We start from the raw sequence: 23,910 nt of genomic DNA, 5'->3' as shown, positions 1-23,910 counted from the left end.
GTCGCCGATTTCAGCTGAGAAGGAGTCCTCGTCATGCGTGTTCTGCTTGTGGGAGCCGGCGGTGTGGGTACCGCGATCACCCGGATCGCGGCCCGGCGGTCGTTCTTCGAGACGATGGTGGTGGCCGACTACGACCCGGCGCGGGCCGAGGCCGCCGTCGCCGCCCTCGGTGACGGGACGAGGTTCCGCGCCGAGCAGGTCGACGCCGGCGACGACGAGGCGGTGGCCGCGCTGCTGCGGCGGCACGCCTGCGACGTCCTGCTCAACGCCACCGACCCGCGCTTCGTCGAGCCCCTGTTCCGGGCGGCCCGCACCGCCGGGGCCACCTATGTCGACATGGCGATGTCACTGTCCCGGCCGCACCCGGAGCGGCCGTACGAGGAGTGCGGGGTCATGCTCGGCGACGCCCAGTTCGCGCAGGCGGCCGAGTGGGAGAAGGCGGGTGCCCTGGCGCTCGTCGGCATGGGGGTGGAGCCGGGTCTGTCGGACGTCTTCGCCCGGTACGCCGCCGACGAACTGTTCGACGAGATCGAGGAGATCGGCATCCGCGACGGCGCCGACCTCACCGTCGACGGCCACGACTTCGCGCCGTCGTTCAACATCTGGACCACCATCGAGGAGTGCCTCAACCCGCCGGTGGTCTACGAGGCCGACCGCGGCTGGTTCACCACCGAACCCTTCAGCGAGCCCGAGGTGTTCGACTTCCCCGAAGGCATCGGGCCCGTGGAGTGCGTGAACGTGGAGCACGAGGAGGTACTGCTGGTGCCGCGCTGGGTCGGCGCCCGCCGGGTCACCTTCAAGTACGGCCTCGGCGAGGACTTCATCCGTACCCTGAAGACCCTGCGTCTGCTCGGTCTCGACCGCACCGAACCGGTGACCGTGCCCGGCCCCGACGGTCCGATCGCCGTCTCGCCGCGGGACGTCGTCGCCGCCTGCCTGCCCGACCCCGCGACCCTGGGCGAGCGGATGCACGGCAAGACCTGTGCGGGCACCTGGGTACGGGGCGTCAAGGACGGCGCGCCGCGCGAGGTGTACCTGTACCACGTGGTCGACAACCAGTGGTCGATGGCCGAGTACGGCTGCCAGGCGGTGGTGTGGCAGACCGCCGTCAATCCCGTGGTCGCTCTCGAACTCCTGGCCGACGGCGTCTGGTCGGGCAAGGGTGTCCTCGGACCCGAGGCGTTCCCGGCCGTGCCGTTCCTGGACCTGCTCACCGAGTACGGCTCGCCCTGGGGCATCCGGGAACAGTGATGTGCGTCCCGGAGGACCTGACCGCTGTTTGACGGCGCGTCGAGAGGTGACCCGCAGGCAAGTGGTTCACATTAATCCTCCACAAGCGCACACACGATCCCGATCGCAGGTGACTTCCATGGACGACTGGCGATTCCGCGCCGAGTGCCGGACCGAGGACCCCGATCTGTTCTTCCCGGTCGGCACCTCGGGGCCGTCGCTGCTCCAGACCGAACAGGCGAAGGGGGTCTGCGCGCGCTGTCCGGTCCGGGAGCAATGTCTGGGGTTCGCGCTGGACACGGGGCAGGCCCTCGGTGTCTGGGGCGGCACGGACGAGGCGGCACGGCGCGCGCTCAGGCGCCGGCTGGGCTCCGGCAGGCACTCGGGATAGCGCGCCCCTCCCCCGACGGCCGCACACGCGCGGACCCGCGCCCGCGACGGCCGCACACGCGCGGACCGCGCCCCCTGCGACCGCGGACGGCCCCCGTGTCGGCCCCGCTCCGGCGGCCGACACGGGGGCGCGACTGGCCGGTCCCTACGACCGGTCCGAGCGGGCCGGCTTGCCGGTGCCGTACAACCAGGTCCGGAACAGGCCGTCGAGCTTCTTGCCGGACTCCCGCTGCGCGAGACGCTCGAACTGCGCGGTCGTACCGTGTCCGTCGCGGTGCTCGGTGGCCCAGGCGCGCAGGATGCGGAGGAACGTGCGGTCGCCCACGGCGGTGCGCAGCTCGTGCAGGGCCATCGCGCCGCGCGCGTAGACGGGCGTGCCGAAGATGTTCGCGCCGCTGCCGGGGTCGGCGGGCGGGTACGCCCACAGGTCGTCGCCCGCCGGACGCGCGTACAGCGCGTCGAACGTCTTCTGGGCGCTGTCGCCCCCGTGCTGCTCGCTGTAGAGCCACTCGGCGTACGTGGCGAAGCCCTCGTTGAGCCAGATGTCCTTCCAGCTGGTCAGGGAGACGGAGTCGCCGAACCACTGGTGGGCGCTCTCGTGGACGAGGGTGGCCAGGTCGGGCGCGGAGTCGTACAGGGGCCGCGTCTGGGTCTCCAGGGCGTAGCCGACGTCGGGCGCGTGGTCCACGATCGAGCCGGCGGCCCGGAACGGGTAGGGGCCGAAGACCTTGCTCTCCCACTCCAGCACGGAGGGCAGCTTCTTCAGCACGGGTGCGGCGGCGGCCGCCTCGCGCGGGTCGACGGCGTTGACGACCTGCACGCCGTCGCGGGTGGTGTACTGCTGGACCTTGAACTTCCCCACGGTCGCGGTCGCCAGGTAGGCGGCCATCGGCTCGGCCTGGTGCCAGCGGTAGGTGGTCTTCCCGTGGGCGGTGCGCCGTCCGAGGTAGACGCCGTTGGCGATCGCGGCATGTCCCTCGGGGACGGTGAGGGTGAAGTCGTAGGCCGACTTGTCCTTGGGATGATTATTGGCCGGGAACCAGGTCATGGCGCCCTGCGGCTCACCGGCGACGAAGGCTCCGTCGTCGGTGGGTATCCAGCCGTCGGCGGAGCCGTCCGGGTCGGTGACGGGCGCGGGGGTGCCGCCGTAGGTGACGGTGACACAGAACCGCTGCCCCTTGCGCAGGGCGTGGCGCGGGGTGACGACGAGTTCCTGGCCGCTGCGCCGGAAGGCCGCCTTGTGCCCGTCGACGGTGAGGCCGGTTATCTTCAGGCCCTTGAAGTCGAGGTCGAAGCGGGTCAGATGCTCGGTCGCGCGGGCGGTGAGCACGGCCCTGCCGTCGAGGTGACGGTTCGACGGCCGGTAGTCCAGGGTCAGGCCGTAGTGGCTGACGTGATAGCCGCCGTTTCCGGCGAGCGGGAAGTACGGGTCCGCGGCACCGGATGCGCCCGTGGTGCCCGCCGCTGCGGGCCCGGCGGTCGCGAGCAGGGCCGCGACGGCGACGGGGACGGCTCCGACGACGGCCCTGCGGCCGAGGACGGTGGTGCTTCTGACGGACTGCTGTTGAGTGGGCCTCACATGCGCTCCTGGGGGGTGGCGATGATCAAACCCCCACAGACTAGGGGCGCCCCCGCCCGGCGGTCCCCCTCGTTCAGGTCAAGTCACGGGGCGTCACCTTGCGCGCGGTCGTAGGCTCGAGAGGACCACTGCCACTACGGAGGGGCCTGACCATGAGCGTGCGTGTGCGCCGCGTCTACGAAACGCCGCAGCCCGAGGACGGTGTGCGGGTCCTGGTCGACCGGCTGTGGCCGCGTGGCCTGTCGAAGGACGCGGCGGCGGTGGACGAGTGGCCCAAGGGCCTGACCCCGTCCACCGAGCTGCGCCGCTGGTACCACGAGGGCGAGGCGTCGTACGAGGAGTTCGCGCGCCGTTACGAGGCGGAGCTCGCCGCGCCGGAGGCGGCGGAGCTCGTCGACGTGCTGCGCGAGTCGGCCGAGGAGGGGCCCGTCACCCTGCTGACCGCCTCGAAGTCCCCGGACCACAGCCACGCGGCCGTCCTGGCCCACCTCCTCCAGGGCTGAGCGCGACGGGCCGGGCCGCCGTGACTGCCGCGACCGTCACGGCGGTTGCGGCAGTCACCCCGGTCGCGGCGGCGACCGGCGGGAACGGTCAGGCCGTCTGCTTCGCCGCCGCCCGTCCGGCCGCCCGCCCCGAGAAGAGGCAGCCGCCGAGGAACGTGCCCTCCAGGGCGTTGTAGCCGTGCACACCGCCGCCGCCGAATCCGGCGACCTCTCCGGCCGCGTACAGACCGTCGATCGCGGTGCCGTCGGCGCCCAGGGCGCGGGAGTCCAGGTCGGTCTGGATGCCGCCGAGCGTCTTGCGGGTGAGGATGTGCAGCTTGACGCCGATCAGCGGGCCGGCCGCCGGATCGAGGATCCGGTGCGGGGTCGCGACCCGGCCGAGCCGGTCGCCGATGTAGCGGCGGGCGTTGCGGATGCCCTGGATCTGCGAGTCCTTGCTGTAGGGGTTGGCCATCTGGAGGTCGCGGGCCTCGATCTGACGGCGCATCCCGGCCGCGTCGAGCAACGGCTTGTCGGTGAGGCCGTTCATCTTCTCGACGAGCTGCTCCAGGGTGTCGGCCATCACGAAGTCGGCGCCGTGCCGCAGGAAGTCCGTCACCGGGGCGGGCGCGCCCTTGCCGAGCAGCCGGTCGCGCAGCACCGCCTTGCGGTCCTTGGCGGTGATGTCGGGGTTCTGCTCGGAGCCCGACAGCGCGAACTCCTTCTCGATGATCTTCCTGGTGAGGACGAACCACGAGTGGTCGTGGCCCGCGAGGTCCTCGGTGGTGCGCAGGTGCTTGAGGGTGCCGAGGGTGTCGTAGCCGGGCAGGCACGGGTCGGGCAGCCGGCGGCCGAGGGCGTCGAACCACAGCGAGGACGGGCCGGGCAGGATGCGGATGCCGTGGCCGGGCCAGATCGGGTTCCAGTTCTGGATGCCCTCGGTGTAGTGCCACATGCGGTCGCGGTTGACGAGTCTGACACCGGCCGCGGCGCTGATGTCGAGCATGCGCCCGTCGACGTACTCCGGCACGCCGGTGACCATGTGGGCCGGGGGCGTGCCCAGCCGCTCGGGCCAGTAGCGCCGGACGATGTCGTGGTCGGCGCCGATGCCGCCGCTGGTGACGACGACGGCCTGCGCGGTGAGCTCGAATTCGCCGACCGCCTCGCGGTTGGAGGCCACACCGCGGGGAGAGTCGTCGTCGGCCAGGACGGTGCCCCGCACCCCGCGCGCGGCGCCGTCCTCGACGACGAGTTCGTCGACCCGGTGGCGGTGGTGGAAGGTGAGCAGTCCGTCGCGCTGGGCCTGGCGTGCGTACGCGACGAACGGCTCGACGACGCCCGTGCCGGTTCCCCAGGCGATGTGGAAGCGGGGTACGGAGTTGCCGTGCCCGTCGGCGCGCAGATCGCCGCGCTCCGCCCAGCCGACGGTGGGCAGCAGCTTGATGCCGTGGCCCTCCAGCCACGAGCGCTTCTCCCCCGCCGCGAACTCGACGTAGGCGCGGGCCCAGCGCACCGCCCAGGAGTCCTCGTCCTCGGCGCGGTCGAACTGCGCGCTGCCCTGCCAGTCGGTCCAGGCGAGGTCGAAGGAGTCCTTGATGCCCAGGCGGCGCTGTTCCGGGGAGTCGACGAGGAACAGTCCGCCGAAGGACCAGAACGCCTGGCCGCCGAGGTTGGCGGCGTTCTCCTGGTCGACCAGGGCGACGCGTCGGCCCCGGCTGGTGAGTTCGTGCGCCGCGACCAGGCCGGCGAGGCCCGCTCCGACGACGATGACGTCCGCGTCCATGGCGACCGTTTCCTTCCTCATCCGCCGCGCTGCGCGGCGGGCTTGTCGCTGCCGTCGGTGAGCAGCGCGGTGAGCAGTTGCTTGAGCCAGGCGCGGGCGCCCTCGACGTCCTTGTCCAGCAGCAGTTGGGTGGTGACGCCGTCGTACGCGGCGACCACGGCGTGGGCGGCGCCGTCCACGTCGCCGAGCACGGCGGGCAGTTCGGTGTGCCCCCGGGCCCGGGAGAGCCGGTCGGCGACGGCCTGCCGCAGCCGGGCCCGGTGCTCCAGAAGGGTCCGGGCCACGACCGGGTCGCGCGCGGCGTGCACCAGGAAGTCCGTCTTCACCAGGAGCCAGTCCAGGTCGAGCAGGAGCACCTCGGTGACGCGGTCCACGGCGGCGGGTACGTCGAGGTCGGGTCCGTCGAGGGCGAGCGCCCCGGCGACCTGGTCGGCGATGAGGTCGGCGCGTTCGCGGTAGAGGGCGAAGAACAGCTCGTCCAGGCTGTCGAAGTTCGAGTAGAAGGCGCCTCTGCTGTAGCCGGCGGCTTCGCAGACCTCCTCGATCGACACGCGCCCGTACCCCTTGGCGGCGAACACCGAGAAGGCCGCGGAGAGCAGGTTGGCGCGGGTGCGGACCCGGCGCTTGGTGACCCGCCCCGCCGGCTGCTGCGCCGCTTGCGCCATGCCCCACCTCCGTTCGATACGCGAATGTATCCGATACATCAGTGCATCGAAAGAGGTGTGCGACGGGTGAGGAAATCCGGTGGCACCCGGCTCTGGGAAGGGAACATATTTTCGATTAAGGCGTACGCTGGTTCCATGACCACGCACCTCCAGGGCTCGCTCTTCGACCAGACCGACCGGCTGCGGTTGGGCCGGCTCGACGGGACGCGCCGCACGGAGCTCGGCCTGGGCGCCTGGATCGATGTGCTTCCCGGCTGGCTCGCCGGAGCCGACGCACTCTTCGAACAGCTGGCGGCCGAGGTCCCGTGGCGTGCCGAGCGGCGGAAGATGTACGACCAGGTCGTGGACGTGCCCCGGCTGCTCGCGTTCTACGGCGCCGACGATCCGCTGCCCCATCCGGTGCTGGCCGAGGCACGCGAGCTGCTCTCGGCGCGCTATGGGGACGAGCTGGGCGAGCCCTTCACCACGGCCGGGCTGTGCTACTACCGCGACGGGCGGGACAGCGTCGCCTGGCACGGCGACCGGATCGGCCGGGGCGCGCGCGAGGACACGATGGTGGCGATCCTCTCCGTGGGCGCGCCCCGCGATCTGCTGCTGCGGCCGCTGCACGGACGCGGCGACACCGTGCGGCGTCCGCTGGGCCACGGCGACCTGATCGTGATGGGCGGCTCCTGCCAGCGCACCTGGGAGCACTGCGTACCCAAGTCCACGCGCGCCGCCGGGCCGCGCATCAGCGTCCAGTTCCGGCCGCACGGGGTGCGGTGACGGAGGTCCGCCGATCGCACCGCCGGGTGCGGCGGGCTCAGGGGGGCTCAGCGGTGTTCCGGCTCCCCGCCGTCGGCCCGCTCGGGGATCAGCAACGCGTAACCGCGCACGGCGGTGAACACCGAAGGCTCGGGCAGGTCCAGTGCCGCCATCGCGGCCGAGGCGGCCTCGTGGCGCTCCCCGTTGACCCGGATCTCGGTCTGCATCGAGCCGGGCTGCCCGCCGTAGAAGAACTTGACCCCGTTGAAGAACGGGGACTCCAGGTCCGCGGTGAACGTGTCCGCAAGACGGTGCAGCACGTTCGCTTCCACCAGGGCGGTCTGGATGCGCCGGTTCTCGGAGGCGTCGAATCCGAAGCCGACCACGCCGGAGACGATCGCGTGCATACCGGGGACGCCGCGCTCGTCCCCGGGACCCGCGTGCTCCGCGAAGCGCTGTTGCGGGTCGAGGAGTTCGAGCAGGCACGCGCCGGCCGTCTCCACCCACGCGTTAGCCGCCTGCCGTGGGTCGCCGGACATGGCGACGACACAGTCCATGAAGCACGGCACGTCCGGCTGGATACTCACGTCCGGCAGCGCGACGAGATCGTAGTGGCGGCCGCCTCCGTGGTGCGGGGGCGCCACGGCCACGGCCCATCCGTGCGGACTGAGCAGCGACTGGCCCTTGAGTTCGGCGCCCCGTGTCACACCGGGCGCGTACTCCTCCAGGCTCGCCTTCACGAGGGCGAGGAACTCCAGGTCCGGCAGGCGCTCCGGGGACGGCTCGGGCTGGCGCGCGCGGCGGCGTATCCAAGGCATACGAGGGATCCTACGGAGCCGCCCCGCCTGGAGGGCCGTCTTGATGATCTGCTTTGCTGTGCGGGTCAGGCACGGACCACACCACACGGGGCGATCATGCGGGCGGATGTGCAGCAAGTCGCGGACGGCACCTACCTGGTGCACGGCAGCAACACCAACTGGGTGATCCTCACCGAGGGGGACGCCGCGACCCTGATCGACACCGGCTATCCGGGAGACCGGCAGCAGCTCCTGGAGTCCCTGGCCGCGGTGGGAAGTTCGCCGGAGGCCGTGGCCGCCGTGCTGATCACCCACGCCCACAACGACCACCTGGGCTCGGCCGAATACCTGCGCAGCACCTACGGCACGCCGGTCTACCTGCACGAGGACGAAGTGCCGCACGCGCGCCGGGACTTCCTCCAGCAGGTGAGCGTCGGACAGGTACTGGGCAACATCTGGCGGCCGGGTGTGCTGCCGTGGCTGGTGCACGTGCTGCGCGTCGGCGGCGCCGAGCAGCACCCCGTGACGGCGCCCGCGCCGTTCACCGGCACCGGCGCGCTGGATCTGCCCGGCCGGCCCGTGCCCGTGCACACCCCCGGCCACACGGTCGGACACGCCGTGTTCCATCTGCCCGAGGTCGGCGCGGTGGTCTCCGGCGACGCCCTGGTCAGCGGCCACGCCACCGCGCGGACCAAGGGCCCGCAGCTGCTGCCCGACATGTTCCACCACGAGCGGGCCCGGGCCGTCGCCTCCCTGTCCGTCATCGAGGCCCTCTCCGCCGACCTGCTGCTCCCCGGACACGGACCCGTGCACCGGGGATCGGTCGAGGCGGCGGCACGACTGGCCCGGGAGCGCGCCGCCTAAGCTCGGGCCATGGCTTTGCAGATCAGTGCCACCAACCCGGAGCACCCCGCGCTCCTGCTCGAACTGCCCTGGGACACGGCCCTGGAGGAGTGGCCCGAGGAGTTCCTGGTGCCGCTGCCGCGGGGCATCTCCCGGCACGTGGTGCGCTACGCGCGGGCCGGCGACGAGGTGATCGCCGTCAAGGAGCTCGCGCAGCGGCCCGCGCTGCGCGAGTACGAACTGCTGCGCGACCTCGACCGGTTGGGCATCCCCGCGGTGGACCCGCTCGCCGTGGTCACCGGCCGCCTCGACGCCGCGGGCGCCCCGCTGGAACCGGCGCTGGTGACCCGGCACCTCGGCGGCTCGATGCCGTACCGCTCGATGTTCGAGACGACCATGCGCCCGGCGACCATGCACCGGCTGATGGACGCCCTCGCGGTGCTGCTGGTGCGGCTGCATCTGGCCGGGTTCGCCTGGGGCGACTGCTCGCTGTCCAACACGCTGTTCCGGCGCGACGCGGGGGCCTACGCGGCGTACCTGGTGGACGCGGAGACCGGCGAGCTGCACCCGCGGCTGAGCCCCGGGCAGCGCGAGTACGACCTCGACCTCGCCCGGGTCAACATCAGCGGCGAGCTGCTCGATCTGGAGGCGGCCGGGGCGCTGCACCCGGCCGTCGATCCGATCGGCTTCGGCCAGGAGATCTGCGCCCGCTACGACGGGCTGTGGCAGGAGCTGACCCGCACCTCCGTCTACCCGGCGGGCAAGCACCACTACATGGAGCGCCGCATACGCCGGCTGAACGACCTGGGGTTCGACGTCGCCGAGATGCAGATCGAGCACTCCTCGCACGGCGACGCGGTCACCTTCGTGCCCAAGGTCGTCGACGCCGGTCACCATCAGCGTCAGCTGCTGCGGCTGACCGGCCTGGACACCGAGGAGAACCAGGCCAGACGGCTGCTCAACGATCTGGAGAGCTGGATGGCGACCCAGAGCGACTACGCGCCGGGCGACCCGCTCGCGGCCCGCCCGGAGGTGCTGGCGCACCGCTGGGTGCGGGACGTGTTCCGGCCCACCGTGCGCGCCGTGCCGCTCGAAGTGCGCGGTGCGATGGACCCGGCCGAGATCTACCACGAGCTGCTCGAACACCGCTGGTACCTGTCCGAGCGGGCCCAGCACGACATCGGTCTGGACCGGGCCGTGGCGGACTACGTCGCGAACATCCTTCCCAAGGCGCGCGACACCCTGGAGCCGACGGATCCCGAGTGACCGGGGCGCCCGGGCCGCTTCGGACGCCCCCGGCACCGGGTGGCTCAGGCGTGCGGGACGACGGCGACCGGGCAGGGCGCGTGGTGCAGCACCCCGTGCGCGACGGAGCCGATCCGGGCCCCCACGGCGGTACGGCGGGCCCGGCGTCCGACCACCGCCAGCTGTGCCCGCCCGGCCGCCGACAGCAGGACCTGGCCCGCGCTGCCCATCTCCACGTGTTCGACCACCCGCACTTCCGGGAAGCGGGCCCGCCAGGGTGCGAGGGCCTCGCCGAGCGCCTTCGTCTCGTACGGCTCCAGGCCCCCGGCGTCGTCGAGGAGCCGGAGCGAACCCGGGCTGTAGGCGAACGCGGGCGGCAGCGTCCAGGCCCGCACCGCGCGCAGGGTGGCACCGCGGGCGGCGGCCGTCTCGAAGGCGAACCGCAGCACGTCGGCGCTGTCGTCCGGTCCGCCCTCCTGCCCGACGACGATCTCGCGGCCGCCGGCCTCGGCGGCGGCCTGGTCCCCGGCCCGTACGAGGACCACGGGCCGGACCGCCTCGGCGATCACCTGCTGTCCGACGGAGCCCAGCAGGAAGCCCACGACGGCGCCGTGCCCGCGCGAGCCCAGCGCCAGCAGCTCGGCGTCCGCCGCGGCGGCGACGAGGGACTCGGCCGCGTCGCCCTCCGGTACGTCGGCGGTCACCTCCAGGTCGGGGTGCCGCTCGGCGAGGGTGCGCACGGCACCGGCCACCGCGTCCCGCACCCACCGCTCCTGCGTGTCGCGCTCGGCCACGTCCGGCGCCGCGTCCTGCTGGAACCGCCAGGCGTGCACCACCCGCAGCGCCAGCCGCCTGCGGACGGCCTCCCGCGCCGCCCAGGCGAGCGCGGCCAGGCTCTCGTCCGTTCCGTCGACGCCTGCCGTGATGGGGCGCGTCATGCGCGTCGCCTCCCTGTGTCGCGTGTCGTCCGTGGGCCCCCAGTCTTCCCCACGGCCCTCCCGGCACGCCCGCCTTTCATGATCGCGGGCGGCCCGGGCCGCCGCATACCCGAGCGAAGCCGGGCGATCGAACATACGATGGCGGAAGTCGGCCCGGCGGCGACGCAGGCGCCGTGCCGCACATCCGACCACTCGGGGTGGGAGACGTATGGCACAGGCCGCCGAGGCAGCGCGGACCGTCATCTTGACCGTGGACGACGACCCGGGGGTCTCCCGTGCCGTCGCCCGGGACCTCAGACGGCGCTACGGCGAGTCGTACCGGATCGTGCGCGCGGAGTCGGGAGAGTCCGCGCTGGACGCGCTGCGCGAGCTGAAGCTGCGCGGCGACCTCGTGGCGGTGATCCTGGCCGACTACCGCATGCCGCAGATGAACGGCATCGAGTTCCTGGAACAGGCCCTGGACGTGTATCCGGGGGCGCGCCGGGTGCTGCTGACCGCGTACGCGGACACCAGCGCGGCGATCGACGCGATCAACGTGGTCGACCTCGACCACTATCTGCTCAAGCCCTGGGACCCGCCGGAGGAGAAGCTCTACCCGGTCCTGGACGACCTGCTGGTCGCCTGGCGGGCCAGCGACTACCGGTCGGTGGCGATCACGAAGGTCGTGGGGCACCGCTGGTCGGCGCGTTCGTCGGACGTACGGGAGTTCCTGGCCCGCAACCAGGTGCCCTACCGCTGGTACTCGGCCGACGAGCCGGAGGGGAAGCGGCTGCTCGAAGCGGCCGGGCAGGACGGACAGCGGCTGCCGCTGGTCGTCACCCCGGACGGCACCCCGCTGGTCGAGCCGGAGGCGCCGGAGCTGGCCGCCCGGGTGGGGCTGGCCACCACCCCGACCGCCGACTTCTACGACCTCGTCGTCATCGGCGGCGGCCCGGCCGGGCTCGGCGCGGCCGTGTACGGGGCCTCCGAGGGGCTGCGGACCGTGCTGGTGGAGCGCGAGGCCACCGGCGGGCAGGCCGGGCAGAGCTCCCGGATCGAGAACTACCTGGGATTCCCGGACGGGGTGTCGGGCGCGCAGCTCACCGACCGGGCCCGGCGGCAGGCAGCCAAGTTCGGTGCCGAGATCCTCACCGCGCGCGAGGTGACGGGCCTGGAGATCAACGGCGCGGCCCGGATCGTACGGTTCTCGGACGGCTCCGCGATCGCCGCGCACAGCGTGATCCTGGCGACGGGCGTCTCCTACCGGCAGCTGCCCGCGCCCGGCGTGACCGACCTCACCGGCTGCGGGGTGTTCTACGGGTCGGCGCTGACCGAGGCGGCCTCCTGCCAGGGACACGACGTGTACATCGTGGGTGGCGCCAACTCCGCCGGGCAGGCCGCGATGTACCTGTCCCGGGGCGCCAAGTCGGTGACGCTGCTGGTGCGCGGGCCGTCGCTGGAGGCGTCGATGTCGTACTACCTGATCCAGCAGATCGAGGAGGCGGCCAACATCTCCGTGCGCACCGGCACGGTCGTGGAGTGCGCGCACGGCTCCGAGCACCTGGAGCAGCTGACCCTGCGCGACTCGGCGAGCGGGCAGAGCGAACTCGTCGACGCGCAGTGGATGTTCGTGTTCATCGGCGCGGCCCCGCTGACCGACTGGCTGGACGGCACGGTGCTGCGCGACGAGCGCGGGTTCATCCTGGCCGGACCCGACCTGACACCCGACGGGCGGCCGCCCGCGGGCTGGGAGCTGGACCGGCCGCCGTACCACCTGGAGACCAGTGTCCCCGGCGTGTTCGTGGCGGGCGACGCCCGCGCCGAGTCCGCGAAACGCGTCGCGTCCGCCGTCGGAGAGGGAGCCATGGCCGTGATGCTCGTCCACCGGTATCTGGAGCAGTCGTGAGCGGGCGGCGGGTGGAGTGCCGCCCGCAGGAGATCGGATCGCTGTTCCTGTTCGAGAAGCTCACCCCGGAGCAGCTCGGCAGACTGTGCCACGAGGGGCGGGTGGAGCAGTACGAACCGGGGCCGGTGTACACCGAGGGAGAGCCCGCCACCTGCTTCTATGTGATGGTCGAGGGCACGGTCGTGCTGTTGCGCCGGGTCGGCGACGACGATGTCGAGGTCGGCCGGACCTCGCAGCGCGGGGTGTACGCGGGGGCGATGCAGGCCTATATCGGCGACGACCGGGTGCGGCAGGTCTACACGAACTCGATGCGGGTCACGGAGCCGACGCGGTTCTTCGTACTGCCCGCGGACACGTTCGCGGGCATCATGCAGGAGTGGTTCCCGATGGCGGTCCATCTGCTGGAGGGGCTGTTCTTCGGTTCGAAGAGCCAGCAGCGGCTCATCGGCCAGCGCGAACGGCTGCTGGCGCTGGGCTCGTTGTCCGCCGGGCTCACGCACGAGCTCAACAACCCGGCCGCGGCGGCCGTGCGGGCCACGGCGACGCTGCGCGAGCGGGTGGCGAAGATGCGGCACAAGCTGAGTGTGATCTCGGCGGGCCCGTATCCGCGCGAAGCCCTCGTCAGCCTCATCGAGATCCAGGAGCGGACGGCCGAACTGGTCGCCAAGGCCCCCACGTTGAGCCCGCTGGAGGCCTCGGACCGGGAGGACGCCGTCACCGACTGGCTCGACGACCACGACATCCCGGACGGCTGGCGGCTCGCGCCCGCCTTCGTCCAGGCCGGTCTGCACGTCGACTGGCTGGACCAGGTCGCCGCGGCGGTGGACGAGGAGATCCTGCCCGGGGCGGTGGGATGGCTCAACTACACGGTCGAGACCGAGCTGTTGATGGACGAGATCGAGGACTCCACCACCCGCGTCTCGAACCTGGTCAACGCCGCCAAGCAGTACTCGCAGCTCGACCGCGCCCCCTTCCAGGTCGCCGACGTGCACGAACTCCTGGACAGCACGCTGCTGATGCTCTCCGGGAAGATCGGCCAGAAGATCAAGGTCGTGAAGGAGTACGACCGTTCGCTGCCCCGCGTCCCGGCCTACCCGGCGGAGCTCAACCAGGTGTGGACCAACCTGATCGACAACGCGGTCTCCGCCATCGCCGACGCGGGCGGGGAGGGGACGCTGACGGTGAGCACCGCGCGGGAGAACGACCAGCTGGTGGTGGTGTTCCGGGACACGGGCGGCGGGATTCCGCCGGAGATCCGCGGCCGGATCTTCGACCCGTTCTTCACCACCAAGCCGGTGGGCCAGGGCACCGGTCTCGGCCTGGACATCTCCTGGCGGATCGTCGTCAACAAGCACCACGGCAGCATCGAGGTCGAGTCCGTGCCGGGTGACACCCGGTTCCGGATCCTGCTGCCGCTCACCGGGGCAGAGTCCGAGACCACTTCCGAGGAGGCGTTGTGAGCAACGTGGACGGCATCGACCCGAGCGTCCCGCCGAGCGGCGAGGGCTGCGTGGACTGCGACGCGGTCGGCGGCTGGTGGTTCCATCTGCGGCGGTGCACGCAGTGCGGGCACGTCGGCTGCTGCGACTCCTCCCCCGCCCAGCACGCCACCGCCCACTTCAAGGCGTCCGGGCATCCGCTGGTGCGCAGTTTCGAACCGGGCGAGGACTGGTTCTGGAACTACGAGACGAGCGAACTGTACGAGTCGGGGCCTGATCTCACGCCGCCCGAGCACCACCCGCTGGACCAGCCCGCACCGGGACCGGCGGGGCGCGTACCGGCGAACTGGTCGCAGTCGCTGCACTGAGCCTGCCGTCGCGCGGCCGCGGCACTGTCGGTCGCGGCCGGGGCGCTGTCGGTGATCCGTGCCAGGATGGGGGCGTGCCGCAACCCGTCTTCACCACCGCTCTCGTCGGCCGGGAGGCGGAACTCGCCCGCCTCGCCGGTGTGCTGGAGCTCGCCCGCGCCGGCGAGTCCCGTGCCGTGCTCCTCGCCGGGGACGCCGGGGTCGGCAAGACCCGGCTCCTGGACGAGGCCGCCGCGCGGGCGGCCGAGTCCGGTACGACCGTGCTCACCGGCCACTGCGTCGATCTGGGGGACGTCGGGCTGCCGTATCTGCCGTTCACCGAGATCCTGGCGGCGGTCGCCGCCGACGAGCGGTTCGCGCCGGTCCTGGCCGCCCATCACGCCGTGGACCGGCTGCTCGGCGCGGGGCCGGACGCCGCCGGGGACGCGGGCGGGCGGCTGCGGCTGTTCGAGGCGGTCGCGTCGCTGCTGGCCGACCTGGCCAGGACCGCGCCCCTGCTGCTGGTGCTGGAGGATCTGCACTGGGCCGACCAGTCCTCCCGGGACCTGCTGCGCTTCCTGCTCAGCCGTGGTTTCCTCGCCCGCCCGGTGGGCGGCGCGCCCGCCCACCGGCTCACCGTGTTCGGCTCGTACCGCGCCGACGACCTGCACCGCCGCCACCCGCTGCGTCCCCTGCTGGCCGAACTGGTGCGGCTGCCCGCCGTCGAGCGCCTGGAGCTGCGGCCGCTGACCGACGGGGAGGTCGCCCGGCTGGTGCGCGCCCGGCAGGACCGTCCGCTGCCGGAGGCGACCGTCCGCGGCATCGTGGAGCGGGCCGAGGGCAACGCCTTCTACGCGGAGGAACTGCTCGCCGCCACCGACGCGCGGGTGGGCGGGGTGCCCAGCGGCCTGGCCGACCTCCTGCTCATTCGGGTCGAGCAACTGTCCGAGACCGCCCAGTCGATGCTGCGGACGGCCGCCGTCGCCGGGCGCCGGGTCGAGCACGACCTGCTGAGCCAGGCGGTCGGGCTGCCCGAGGACGAGCTGGAGTCGGCGCTGCGCGAGGCCGTCGGGCATCAGCTCCTGGTGACCGACAGCCGCAACACGTACGCCTTCCGGCACGCGCTGGCCCGCGAGGCGGTCTACGCCGATCTGCTGCCCGGTGAACGGGCGCGGCTGCACGGGGCGTTCGCGCGCCTGCTGGCCGGACGGGGAAACGCGGCCGAGACGGCCGCGGAGCGTGCCCACCACTACCGCGAGAGCCACGACCTGGCCGAGGCCCTCGCCGCCTCGCTGGAGGCCGCCGGGCACGCCCAGCGGGTCGGCGCGCCCGCGGAGGAGCTGCGGCACCTGGAGACGGCCCTGGACCTCTGGCCCGCGGTGGACGCGGCGGCGCTGCCCACGGGCGAGGGGACGGACCGGATCACGCTCATGCTGCGTGCCTCGGTGGCGGCGGCGCACACGGGCGAGGGCCATCGCGCGGTCGCGCTCACCCGGGCCGCGCTGGCCGGCGTCGGACACGACGCGGACTCCGAACTCGCCGCCCGGGTCCGCTACACCCTCGCCGGGAACCTGCTGGGCGTCGACCACGGCGCGGCCTTCGCGCACAGCGGCGAGGCGCTGGCGCTCATACCGGCCGATCCTCCGTCGCCGACCTGGGTGTGGGCGGCGGCCACGCACGTCCTGGCGGCACGTCAGCTCGGCGACGACGAGACCGCGTTGCGCGTCGCCCGGCAGGCGCTGCCGGTGGCGCGCGAGTTGCGGGTGACCGACGCGCAGGCCGACCTGCTGATCTCGCTGGCGGGGCTGGAGGGCTGCACCCGGCGCACCCCGCAGGGCCGTGAGCGGCTGAAGGAGGCCCGCGAACTGGCCCGCCGTTCGGGCAACACGACGGTCGAGATGCGTGCACTGTTCCATCTGGCCATCGGCTGCTTCGAGTCGGGCGAGTTCCAGGAGTGTCTGCCCTGGCTGGCGGATGGCCTGGACCGGGCCCGCCGCACAGGGTTGCAGGCCGCGCCGTATCCGCTGGAGATGCGCTATCTCCAGCTGCTGGCGATGTACACCCTGGGGCAGTGGGACGCGTGTCTGGGCGCGGCGGCGGACGCGGCCGAGGCGCTGCCCCCGTCGGGCGGGTTCGCGCTGGGGCCCGCGTGGTACGTCGGTGTCGCACGCGGCGACCGGTCGGCCGCCGAGCAGGCTCGGAAGCTGCTGCGGCAGCCCTTCGACTGGCTCGCCACGCTCGTCGCGGGCATCGTGCTGACGGACGACGCCGCGCTGCGCGGGGACCCGCAGGAAGCCGTGGAGCGGGCGCGCACCTCGGTATCGGCGCTGTCCGAAGGGGGACGGCTGCCGGACGCCGCGGTCCGGCTGGTGGCGCTCGCGCTGTCCGCGGTCGCCGACCGGGCCGCGGAGCTGCGCCGGTCGGGTCGCACGGGCCAGGCGGGCCAGCCGGGCCAGGAAGGCGAGCTGGACCGCTGGACGGACACCGCGACGCAACTGGTCGAACTGGCCCGGGAGACGGCCGCGCAAGGAAAGCCCGCCGCACCGCAGGGTCCCGAGGGGCAGGCGTGGCTGGCCCGCGCGGAGGCGGAGTGGACCCGGGCCGTGTCCGGACCGGATCCGGTGATCTGGGAAAGGACGGTGGTCGCGTTCGACTACGGCGACGTGTACGAGCGGGCGCGCTGCCGGCTGCGGTTCGCCGAGGCGCTGCTGGTCGCCGACCGCCGGGAGGAGGCCGCCGCGCAGGCGCGGGCGGTACGCGAGTGCGCCGACCTGCTCGGTGCCGCGCCGCTGCGGGAGCAGGTGGACGCCCTGGTCCGGCGCGGGCGGCTGGCGGACACCCGGCCGTCCGACGACCGCGTCTCCCCCCTGACCGCGCGCGAGCAGGACGTGCTGCGGCTGCTCGCGCTGGGCCGCAGCAACCGTCTGATCGGCGAGGAGCTCTTCATCACCGGCAAGACGGCCAGCGTCCATGTCTCCAACATCCTGGCCAAGCTGGGCGCCGCCAGCCGTACGGAGGCGGTGGCGATCGCCTACCGGGAGGGGCTGATCCCCCGGCAGGCGAACGCGTCCGGCTGATCGCCCGGGAACCGCACGCGCGTCCGGCCGGTCCCGGCTCCTGGCGAGGCGGCACGGCCGCGGGTCCGGGTGCCCCGCCCGGGGCGGAGCACCCGGTCCGGCCTCGCGTCAGTTGCGCGCGGCCGGGGTGTTGGCGGCGGTGACGTTGACGGCGGCCCAGGACCGGTCCACCGCCTTGTACTCCGCGCTGTCCGCCCCGTAGAGGTCCTTCGCCGCCTTCAGCGTCGCGACGCGCGCGTCGTGGAAGTCGGTCGTGGAGACCATGTAGCGGGTCAGTGCCCGGTAGTAGATCGCCGTGGCCTTGGTGCGGCCGATGCCGGTGACCGGCAGACCGTCGTAGGTCGGCGAGTCGTAGGTGACACCGCCGATCGTCTTCTTGCCGCTCCCCTCGGCGAGGAGGTAGTACGCGTGCGAGGAGACGCCGGAGCCGGCGTGGACCTCGGTGTCGTACACCGCCGGCGACCAGTAGTCGATCGTGCGTTCCATCGTGTCGAGCGAGGGCTTGTCCAGGCGGCGCAGGAACTTCTGGGACAGACCCAGCTTCTCGCCGATGAGGTAGTTCGGCGGGTTGTTCGCGTTGTTCGCGCTGAACTCGACGTTGGAGCCGAAGACGTCGGCGAGCGACTCGTTGAGCGAGCCGGGCTCGCCGTACTGGTTGCCCAGGTTGTCGTACCGGGTGGGCTCCAGGCCGGCGGTGGCGTCCACGACGCCATGGGTGAGCTCGTGGCCGGTGACGTCGAGGACGACGAGCGGCTTCTTGATGACGGACCCGTCGCCGTCCCCGTACAGCATGCAGTCGCAGTACGGGTCCCAGAACGCGTTGCCCACCTTGTTGCCGAAGTGGACCATGGCGCGGGCGCCCTTGCTGTTGTTCTCGATGCCCTTGCGACCGAAGGTCTTCTTGTAGAAGTCCAGGGTCTTGGTGATGCCGTACTGGGCGTCGACGGCGGCGGTGGTACGGCTGGAGACGGCGCCGTTGCCCCACGAGTCGTTCGTGGTGGTGAACTGCTTGCCCTGCCCGAAGACCTCCAGTTCCGCGCCCTTGGCGTCGCGCGTCTCGGTGCCCCAGCGGGAGGGGTCCTTCAGCACGTACGTGGTGGCGGCGGTCCGGGTGGTGACCAGCGGGACCTTGCCGACGAAGAGCGAGGTGCCGGTGCCGAAGGCGGTCGCCGGGTAGCGGCCCGCGGTCACCGCGGCGGACGACACCGCGGAGGCCGACGAGCCGGCGATCGAGGAGCCGACGATCGAGGAGGCGGACCGCGGGGCGGTGCCGACGGCCGGGGAGATCGTCTCGCCGCGCCGGCGCAGGGTGTCCAGCAGCCGGGGCGACAGGAACTCGTCCTGGTCGGGGGCGTTGCTGCGCACCGAGCCGGTGACGGCGTCGATGACGACCGTACGGGAGCCGCCGCTCTCGGTGGTGTCGCTGTCGCTCACCCGCACCTGGTAGGCGAGGGCGGAGGAGCCGTCGCGGGCGTCGACCACGAGCCGGGCGCCGCCCGCGTCGCCCTTGGCGACGGCGGCGGCCTTCTGCTCGGCCTGTCGCGCGGTGAGCCTGGCCGTGGCGACGGTCTTGACCGTGTGGTCGGCGGCGCGGGTGACACCCGCGTACGTCAGGTTCCGGGTGAGGTGGACGACCATGTCGCCACCGAGGACCGGCATCCCCCGGTGGGTGCGGATGAACCGGACGTGGCGTGCGCCCTCCGGGTCGATCAGCACGTCCCGGGCGTGCAGTTCGTCGCCGGGCGCGAGGCCGGTCGCCGAGGCGTGGGCGAAGGCGACGGCCACGGCCGCCCCCACCACGGACGCGGGCGAGGTCGAGGCGGTGCCCGCGCCCGTCCCCGTGGCCGGGGCCGCGAGGGCCGTGCCCGCCAGTCCGGTGGCGGTCGTCGTCACGGCGACGGCCACCGCCAGGCTGCGTATATGGGGTCTGCGCACTGCTGAGGGTTCCTTAGTTCGCAGACGGCCGGGAGCACCGACCGCCCTGACGCATGGCGGTGTCGAACGCCATGGGGGCCGGGAGAGCCCCAGAGTGGAACCCTTATGGATCAGTCATGTCCATGTAAAGAGCGAATGGTCTTTTTAGCTGCTTTTCATGGCATTACTTTGCAAATCCATCCCGCTCAGTGATCGGTGAGCGACCAACTGTGCGTCGAACGAGGAGATATGACGAGACGCGAGAAGGTTGCCCTCGCACGGGTGTGACACATCTCGCATTGACGTCCGCTCGTGACACTCGCTTCCCCATCGACCGACGACGGACGAGGAACCGCATGGTCACAACGACGGCCCGAAGAGGTACGGCACTGGCGACGACAGTCCTGCTGTCGCTCCTGGCGGCACCGGCGCACGCGACACCCCGGGGAGCGAGCCCCACCGCGGCCCCGGCCACGACCACCCGCCCCCTGCTGCCCGAACCCGATCTCACGGGGCTGCGCGGAGTCCTGCGCACGGCGCAGCAGCAGGGCGCGCCGGGCGCCATGGCCAGGATCGACGACCACGGCACGGTCCGGTGGTCGGCCGTCGGGGTGGCCGACCGGACCACTGGACGGCTCCTGGCCGACACCGACCGCTTCCGGGTCGGCAGCATCACCAAGACGTTCTCCGCCGTCGTCCTGCTCCAACTGGTCGACGAGGGGCGGCTGAAACTGGACGACCCGGTCGACCGCCATCTGCCGGGCCTGCTGCCCGACGCCCGGATCACGGTGCGCCAGGTGCTCAGCCACCGCAGCGGTCTGTACGACTACACGAACGACATGTTCGCCGACTCGGTCCAGGGCTTCGAAGCGGTCCGCACCAAGGTCTTCACCTACCGCCGGCTGGTGGCCCTGTCGCTGCGGCACGCGCCCACCAACGCGCCCGGCGCCGCCTACTCCTACTCCAACACCAACTTCGTCGTAGCCGGTCTGCTGATCGAGAAGCTCACAGGCCGGCCGGTCGGCACCGAGTACCGGGAGCGGATCATCGATCCGCTGAAACTGCGCGACACCTTCTACGTCCATCCCGACACCGGGATCCCCGGCCGCCACGCCCACGGCTATCTGACCCCCGACAAGGCCGGCGCCCCGCTGGTCGACGCCACCGAGCAGACGGCGTCGTGGGCGCAGAGCGCGGGCGCGATCATCTCCAGCACCCGGGACCTCGGCACCTTCTACGCGGCGCTGCTGCGCGGCCGGCTGACCTCGGCCGCGCGACTGGCCGAGATGAAGCGATGGACCGTGGTCAACCCCACCCAGGGGTACGGGCTCGGACTGCGGCGGCGCGACCTGTCCTGCGGGGTGTCCGTGTACGGGCACACGGGTGCCGTGCAGGGCTACTACAGCTACGCGTTCACCACCGGGGACGGCGGCCGCAGCCTCACCGCGCTCGCCACGACCTCCAACAACGGCAAGGTGCTCAACACCATGCTGGGCACGCTGGAGTCCGCGTTCTGCGGTGTGCGCAACCGCGTGGGCGGCGCGGCCGGCGCGGCCGGGCGGGCCGCATCGGTGGAGCGGCACGAGGACATCGCCCCGGGGATCGAGCGGGACTGACCCCGGGCGCCGGGCGTCGGGCGCCGGGCGTCGGGCGTCGGGCGTCGGGCGTCGGGCGTCGGGCCAGGAACCCCCGGGGGTCGGGGCGCGTTGTCCGATCGAGGGCCCGGCAGGTCCGGCACCACGACACCAGGGCGGCAGGATGAGCGAGTTGGTCCCCGGCGGCAATGTGCCCCTCCCGGACGGCGCGCTGACCGTCCGGGTGCCCGGCCCGTTCGACGTGTCCGCGCTCGTCACCGACGACAGCGGCCGGGTCCGGGGCGACGGCGACTTCGTCTTCTACAACCAGCCGACCGCCCCGGGCGCCCGGCTCGGCGGTGACACCCTGCGCGTCGACCCGGCCTCGCTGCGGCCCGGCGCCACCCGGGTCACCGTGGTGGTCAGCCCCGCCGACCCCGGCACCTCCCTGGACCGGCTGCCCGCTCCCGTCCTGTACGTCACCGACCCGCAGGGCCGCGCGCTCGCCCGGTTCGCCCCGTCGCGGCCCCGACAGGAGACGGTCCTGCTGCTCGCGGAGATATACCGGCGCGGCACCGGCTGGAAGCTGCGCGCCGTCGGGCAGGGGTACGCGGACGGGCTGGCGGGCCTGGCTCGGGACTTCGGCGTGGACGTCACCGACGAGCCGCCCGGACCGTCCGCCGCGGCCCCCGCGCCACCGACGACCCGCCCGGCACCACCGTCCGCCCGCCCGGCACCACCGGCGGTCCGGCCGACGGCGTCCGCGGTCCGGCCCGCGCACGGCCGGGTCCCCGTCCCGGCGGGCGGCCCCGCGCAGGGGCACGTGCCCGCCCCCGATCCCGACGGCTTCCTGGACCTGGTCAACTCCGCCCGTGCCCGGGCCGGCTCCCCGCCCGTCGCCCTCGACGCCCGGCTGGCCGGTGCGGCGCGCGAGCACGCCGCGGCCATGGCCGCGGCCCGCCGCCTCGGCGTCGAGGGACGGGACGGCGTCTCCGTCCACCAGCGCGTCACCGCCGCCGGATACGCCTATCTCACCGTCGGCGAGCATCTGGTGTCGGGACCGCGCACCCCGGCCGAGTTCGTCGCCTACTGCCTGGAATCCGACCAGCCCCGGCGCACCCTCCAGGACCCGGCGTTCACCCACGCGGGTGTGGCCCGGGTCCCGGCCGACGGTGACACCTACTGGACCGCGCTGTGGGCGACCCCGCTCACCGCCGACGGACTGGCCCGCGCCGAGGCCGAGGTCGTGGCCCTCACCAACACCGAGCGCGCCCGCGCGGGCCTGCGGCCCCTGTCCGCAGATCCGCTGCTGGCGACCGCCGCGCGGGCCCACAGCGCGGACATGGTGGCGCGCGCCTTCTACTCCCACACCTCGCCCGAGGGGATCCAGCCGTGGGACCGGGCCGCCGCGGCGGGCTCCACCCGGCGCTCGATCGGCGAGAACATCGCCTGCGGGCAGCGCTCCCCCGCCGAGGTGGTCGAGGGCTGGATGAACAGTCCGGGGCATCGGGCCAACATCCTCAAGCCCGACTTCACCCATATCGGGGTCGGCTTCGCGGGCGGCGGACCTGCGGGTACGTACTGGACCCAGCTCTTCGGCGCCTGAGAGGCAACCTCCCCGCCCGATCCGACGTCTTGATCCACAACAGACGACGGCCCCGGCCTCCAGTGCCGGGGCTGATTTCCGGCGCACTATACGCATCATGTATACGCGGCATGTATACACGACATGTATACACGACATGTATACGCACAGTGCATAGATGTCGTGCCGGACAGCGTCCCACCCCGTGGAAAGGCATCGATGTACGGCAAAGCACACGCCCCCGAGTACCAGGGCGCCCTCACCACCCTCTCCGTGAACTCCTCCCTGGTCGACGTGCTGGCCGCGGGCACCGAACAGCTCCGGGCCGCCGAACGGGCCGGACAGCGCGCCGAGGCCGCGCGTTCGGGCCTGGCGGTGGCGGAGGCGCACCGGCGACTGGGGCAGGTGCGGGAGGCGGACCTGGCCTGGAAGGCGAGTTACCGCGCGGCCCGGGACGCGGGCGACGTCGCGGCGATGGCCTGGGCGCTGTGGAGCGGCGGCACGCTGGCCCGCCAGCGCGGCGCGCTCCCCCTGGCCCGGCGTCTGCTGGAGCTCGCGGCCGAACTCGGTGAGCGCGGCGGCGACGTCGTGGCCCGCGGCTACTCGCTGGCGGGCCTGGCCGAGACCGGCCGCATCCAGGGCGACTACGAGGCCGTCGGACGGCTGCACGAACAGCTCCTCGCCGAGGCCCGGCGGCGCGGCGAGGCCCGGCACACGGTCTGGGCCCTGGAGGGCATCGCCCAGATGCATCGCAACTCGGGCGCCCACGACAGCGCGTACGCCCTGTTCGAGGAGGCGGCGGAGATAGCGGAGCGCGCGGAGGACCGGCGCGGGCACGCCTGGGCGCTGCGCGGGCTCGCCGACGTCGTCTCGGTGCGCGACGGCGACACCGGGCGGGCACTGGCCCTGCTGGCCGAGGCGGAGACGACCTGCCGGGCCATGAACCTGTCGAGCGCGCTCGCCTACAACCACAAGATGCAGGGCAACGTCCTCTACCGTGCCGGGCGTTGGGCGGAGGCCCGGGAGCGTTACGAGCTGGCGCTGGACGAGTTCCGCGCCATGGGCGAACCGCGCGGCGAGGCGCTGGCCCGGCTCGGTCTGGCCAAGTCCCTTGCCCGGCTGGGCCGCGACCGCGCGGAGACCGCGACCGAACTGGCCGAGCTGGCCCGGACCCTGGAGCGGATCGGACTGCGGCACGCCCGGCAGATGGTGACACGGGCGCAGGAGGAGCTGGGCGTCGACGCGGGCCCCCGCACGGACACCGGCCCCGGCCCGGAAGCAGGCGTCGGCGTCGGCACCGGCACCGGCACCGGCACCGGCGAGGGGACCGCGCGATGACGACGCTGCCCGCAGCCCAGGATCCACCAAGGCCCGGCAGCGGTCGAGGACATGG

Annotated in this window: 19 protein-coding genes; 13 read left to right on the top strand and 6 right to left on the bottom strand. The window is 73.0% G+C overall.

The window, feature by feature from the left end:
* Positions 1-33 precede the first annotated feature (33 nt).
* Positions 34-1,251, top strand: coding sequence for a saccharopine dehydrogenase family protein (locus FNH09_RS13720; RefSeq protein WP_152887582.1), 1,218 nt, complete (start codon positions 34-36; stop codon positions 1,249-1,251).
* A 118-nt stretch (positions 1,252-1,369) separates the two neighbouring features.
* Positions 1,370-1,621 (top strand): WhiB family transcriptional regulator, encoded by a 252-nt coding sequence (locus FNH09_RS13715; RefSeq protein ID WP_152887580.1) that lies wholly within the window; start codon positions 1,370-1,372, stop codon positions 1,619-1,621.
* Between the two features lie 144 nt (positions 1,622-1,765).
* Here FNH09_RS13715 and FNH09_RS13710 read toward each other — a convergent pair whose 3' ends face one another.
* Complete coding sequence (locus tag FNH09_RS13710) at positions 1,766-3,199, bottom strand: M1 family aminopeptidase (RefSeq protein WP_162468543.1); 1,434 nt, start codon at positions 3,197-3,199, stop codon at positions 1,766-1,768.
* Between the two features lie 152 nt (positions 3,200-3,351).
* Between FNH09_RS13710 and FNH09_RS13705 the strand changes: the two genes are divergently transcribed.
* Positions 3,352-3,702, top strand: coding sequence for a DUF488 domain-containing protein (locus FNH09_RS13705; RefSeq protein ID WP_152887576.1), 351 nt, complete (start codon positions 3,352-3,354; stop codon positions 3,700-3,702).
* 88 nt (positions 3,703-3,790) lie between these two features.
* Here the strand turns inward: FNH09_RS13705 and FNH09_RS13700 are convergent, their stop codons facing one another.
* Positions 3,791-5,464: an FAD-binding dehydrogenase gene (locus tag FNH09_RS13700; protein WP_152887574.1), complete on the bottom strand. Its 1,674-nt coding sequence runs from the start codon at positions 5,462-5,464 to the stop codon at positions 3,791-3,793.
* A gap of 17 nt (positions 5,465-5,481) precedes the next feature.
* Positions 5,482-6,129 carry a TetR/AcrR family transcriptional regulator gene (locus tag FNH09_RS13695; protein ID WP_152887572.1) on the bottom strand — a complete coding sequence of 216 codons (648 nt, stop codon included), beginning with the start codon at positions 6,127-6,129 and terminating at the stop codon, positions 5,482-5,484.
* Between the two features lie 135 nt (positions 6,130-6,264).
* Between FNH09_RS13695 and FNH09_RS13690 the strand changes: the two genes are divergently transcribed.
* Positions 6,265-6,894: an alpha-ketoglutarate-dependent dioxygenase AlkB gene (locus FNH09_RS13690; protein ID WP_152887570.1), complete on the top strand. Its 630-nt coding sequence runs from the start codon at positions 6,265-6,267 to the stop codon at positions 6,892-6,894.
* A 47-nt stretch (positions 6,895-6,941) separates the two neighbouring features.
* Here the strand turns inward: FNH09_RS13690 and FNH09_RS13685 are convergent, their stop codons facing one another.
* Positions 6,942-7,691: a DUF6348 family protein gene (locus tag FNH09_RS13685; RefSeq protein WP_152887568.1), complete on the bottom strand. Its 750-nt coding sequence runs from the start codon at positions 7,689-7,691 to the stop codon at positions 6,942-6,944.
* Positions 7,692-7,787: 96 nt separating this feature from the next.
* Between FNH09_RS13685 and FNH09_RS13680 the strand changes: the two genes are divergently transcribed.
* Together FNH09_RS13680 and FNH09_RS13675 are read left to right on the top strand one after the other, a co-directional pair.
* Complete coding sequence (locus FNH09_RS13680; RefSeq protein ID WP_152887566.1) at positions 7,788-8,534, top strand: MBL fold metallo-hydrolase; 747 nt, start codon at positions 7,788-7,790, stop codon at positions 8,532-8,534.
* A 9-nt stretch (positions 8,535-8,543) separates the two neighbouring features.
* Complete coding sequence (locus FNH09_RS13675; protein ID WP_152887564.1) at positions 8,544-9,779, top strand: DUF4032 domain-containing protein; 1,236 nt, start codon at positions 8,544-8,546, stop codon at positions 9,777-9,779.
* A 44-nt stretch (positions 9,780-9,823) separates the two neighbouring features.
* Here the strand turns inward: FNH09_RS13675 and FNH09_RS13670 are convergent, their stop codons facing one another.
* Positions 9,824-10,696, bottom strand: a complete 873-nt coding sequence (locus FNH09_RS13670; protein ID WP_152887562.1) for a universal stress protein — start codon at positions 10,694-10,696, stop codon at positions 9,824-9,826.
* A 208-nt stretch (positions 10,697-10,904) separates the two neighbouring features.
* Between FNH09_RS13670 and FNH09_RS13665 the strand changes: the two genes are divergently transcribed.
* From FNH09_RS13665 to FNH09_RS13650, 4 genes are all read left to right on the top strand, one after another.
* Entirely contained in the window at positions 10,905-12,581 is a 1,677-nt protein-coding gene (locus FNH09_RS13665) for an NAD(P)/FAD-dependent oxidoreductase (protein WP_152887559.1), read from the top strand.
* Positions 12,578-14,041, top strand: coding sequence for an ATP-binding protein (locus FNH09_RS13660; RefSeq protein ID WP_162468542.1), 1,464 nt, complete (start codon positions 12,578-12,580; stop codon positions 14,039-14,041). The genes FNH09_RS13665 and FNH09_RS13660 overlap by 4 nt, the downstream gene beginning before the upstream one ends.
* Complete coding sequence (locus tag FNH09_RS13655; RefSeq protein WP_162468541.1) at positions 14,038-14,388, top strand: UBP-type zinc finger domain-containing protein; 351 nt, start codon at positions 14,038-14,040, stop codon at positions 14,386-14,388. Before FNH09_RS13660 ends, FNH09_RS13655 begins: the two co-directional genes overlap by 4 nt.
* Before the next feature lie 74 nt (positions 14,389-14,462).
* Positions 14,463-17,444, top strand: a complete 2,982-nt coding sequence (locus tag FNH09_RS13650) for an AAA family ATPase (protein WP_162468540.1) — start codon at positions 14,463-14,465, stop codon at positions 17,442-17,444.
* 108 nt (positions 17,445-17,552) lie between these two features.
* On the opposite strand, the gene FNH09_RS13645 is transcribed toward FNH09_RS13650, so the two are convergent.
* Positions 17,553-19,379: a M4 family metallopeptidase gene (locus FNH09_RS13645; protein WP_162468539.1), complete on the bottom strand. Its 1,827-nt coding sequence runs from the start codon at positions 19,377-19,379 to the stop codon at positions 17,553-17,555.
* A 335-nt stretch (positions 19,380-19,714) separates the two neighbouring features.
* Here FNH09_RS13645 and FNH09_RS13640 point away from each other — a divergent pair, with 335 nt between their 5' ends.
* The 3 genes from FNH09_RS13640 (at position 19,715) to FNH09_RS13630 (ending at position 23,855) form a co-directional block, all read left to right on the top strand.
* On the top strand, positions 19,715-20,974 hold the full coding sequence (locus tag FNH09_RS13640; RefSeq protein WP_152887555.1) for a serine hydrolase domain-containing protein: 1,260 nt from the start codon (positions 19,715-19,717) through the stop codon (positions 20,972-20,974).
* A gap of 142 nt (positions 20,975-21,116) precedes the next feature.
* Complete coding sequence (locus tag FNH09_RS13635; RefSeq protein ID WP_152887616.1) at positions 21,117-22,538, top strand: CAP domain-containing protein; 1,422 nt, start codon at positions 21,117-21,119, stop codon at positions 22,536-22,538.
* Between the two features lie 198 nt (positions 22,539-22,736).
* Positions 22,737-23,855 carry a tetratricopeptide repeat protein gene (locus tag FNH09_RS13630; protein WP_152887553.1) on the top strand — a complete coding sequence of 373 codons (1,119 nt, stop codon included), beginning with the start codon at positions 22,737-22,739 and terminating at the stop codon, positions 23,853-23,855.
* The last annotated feature ends 55 nt before the right edge of the window (positions 23,856-23,910 follow it).

Source organism: Streptomyces adustus (genome assembly GCF_009377175.1).
In the GTDB taxonomy this organism is placed as follows: Bacteria; Actinomycetota; Actinomycetes; order Streptomycetales; family Streptomycetaceae; genus Streptomyces; species Streptomyces adustus.
Note: the sequence above shows the minus strand (reverse complement) of the source record. Positions and strands in the feature narration are given on the sequence as shown.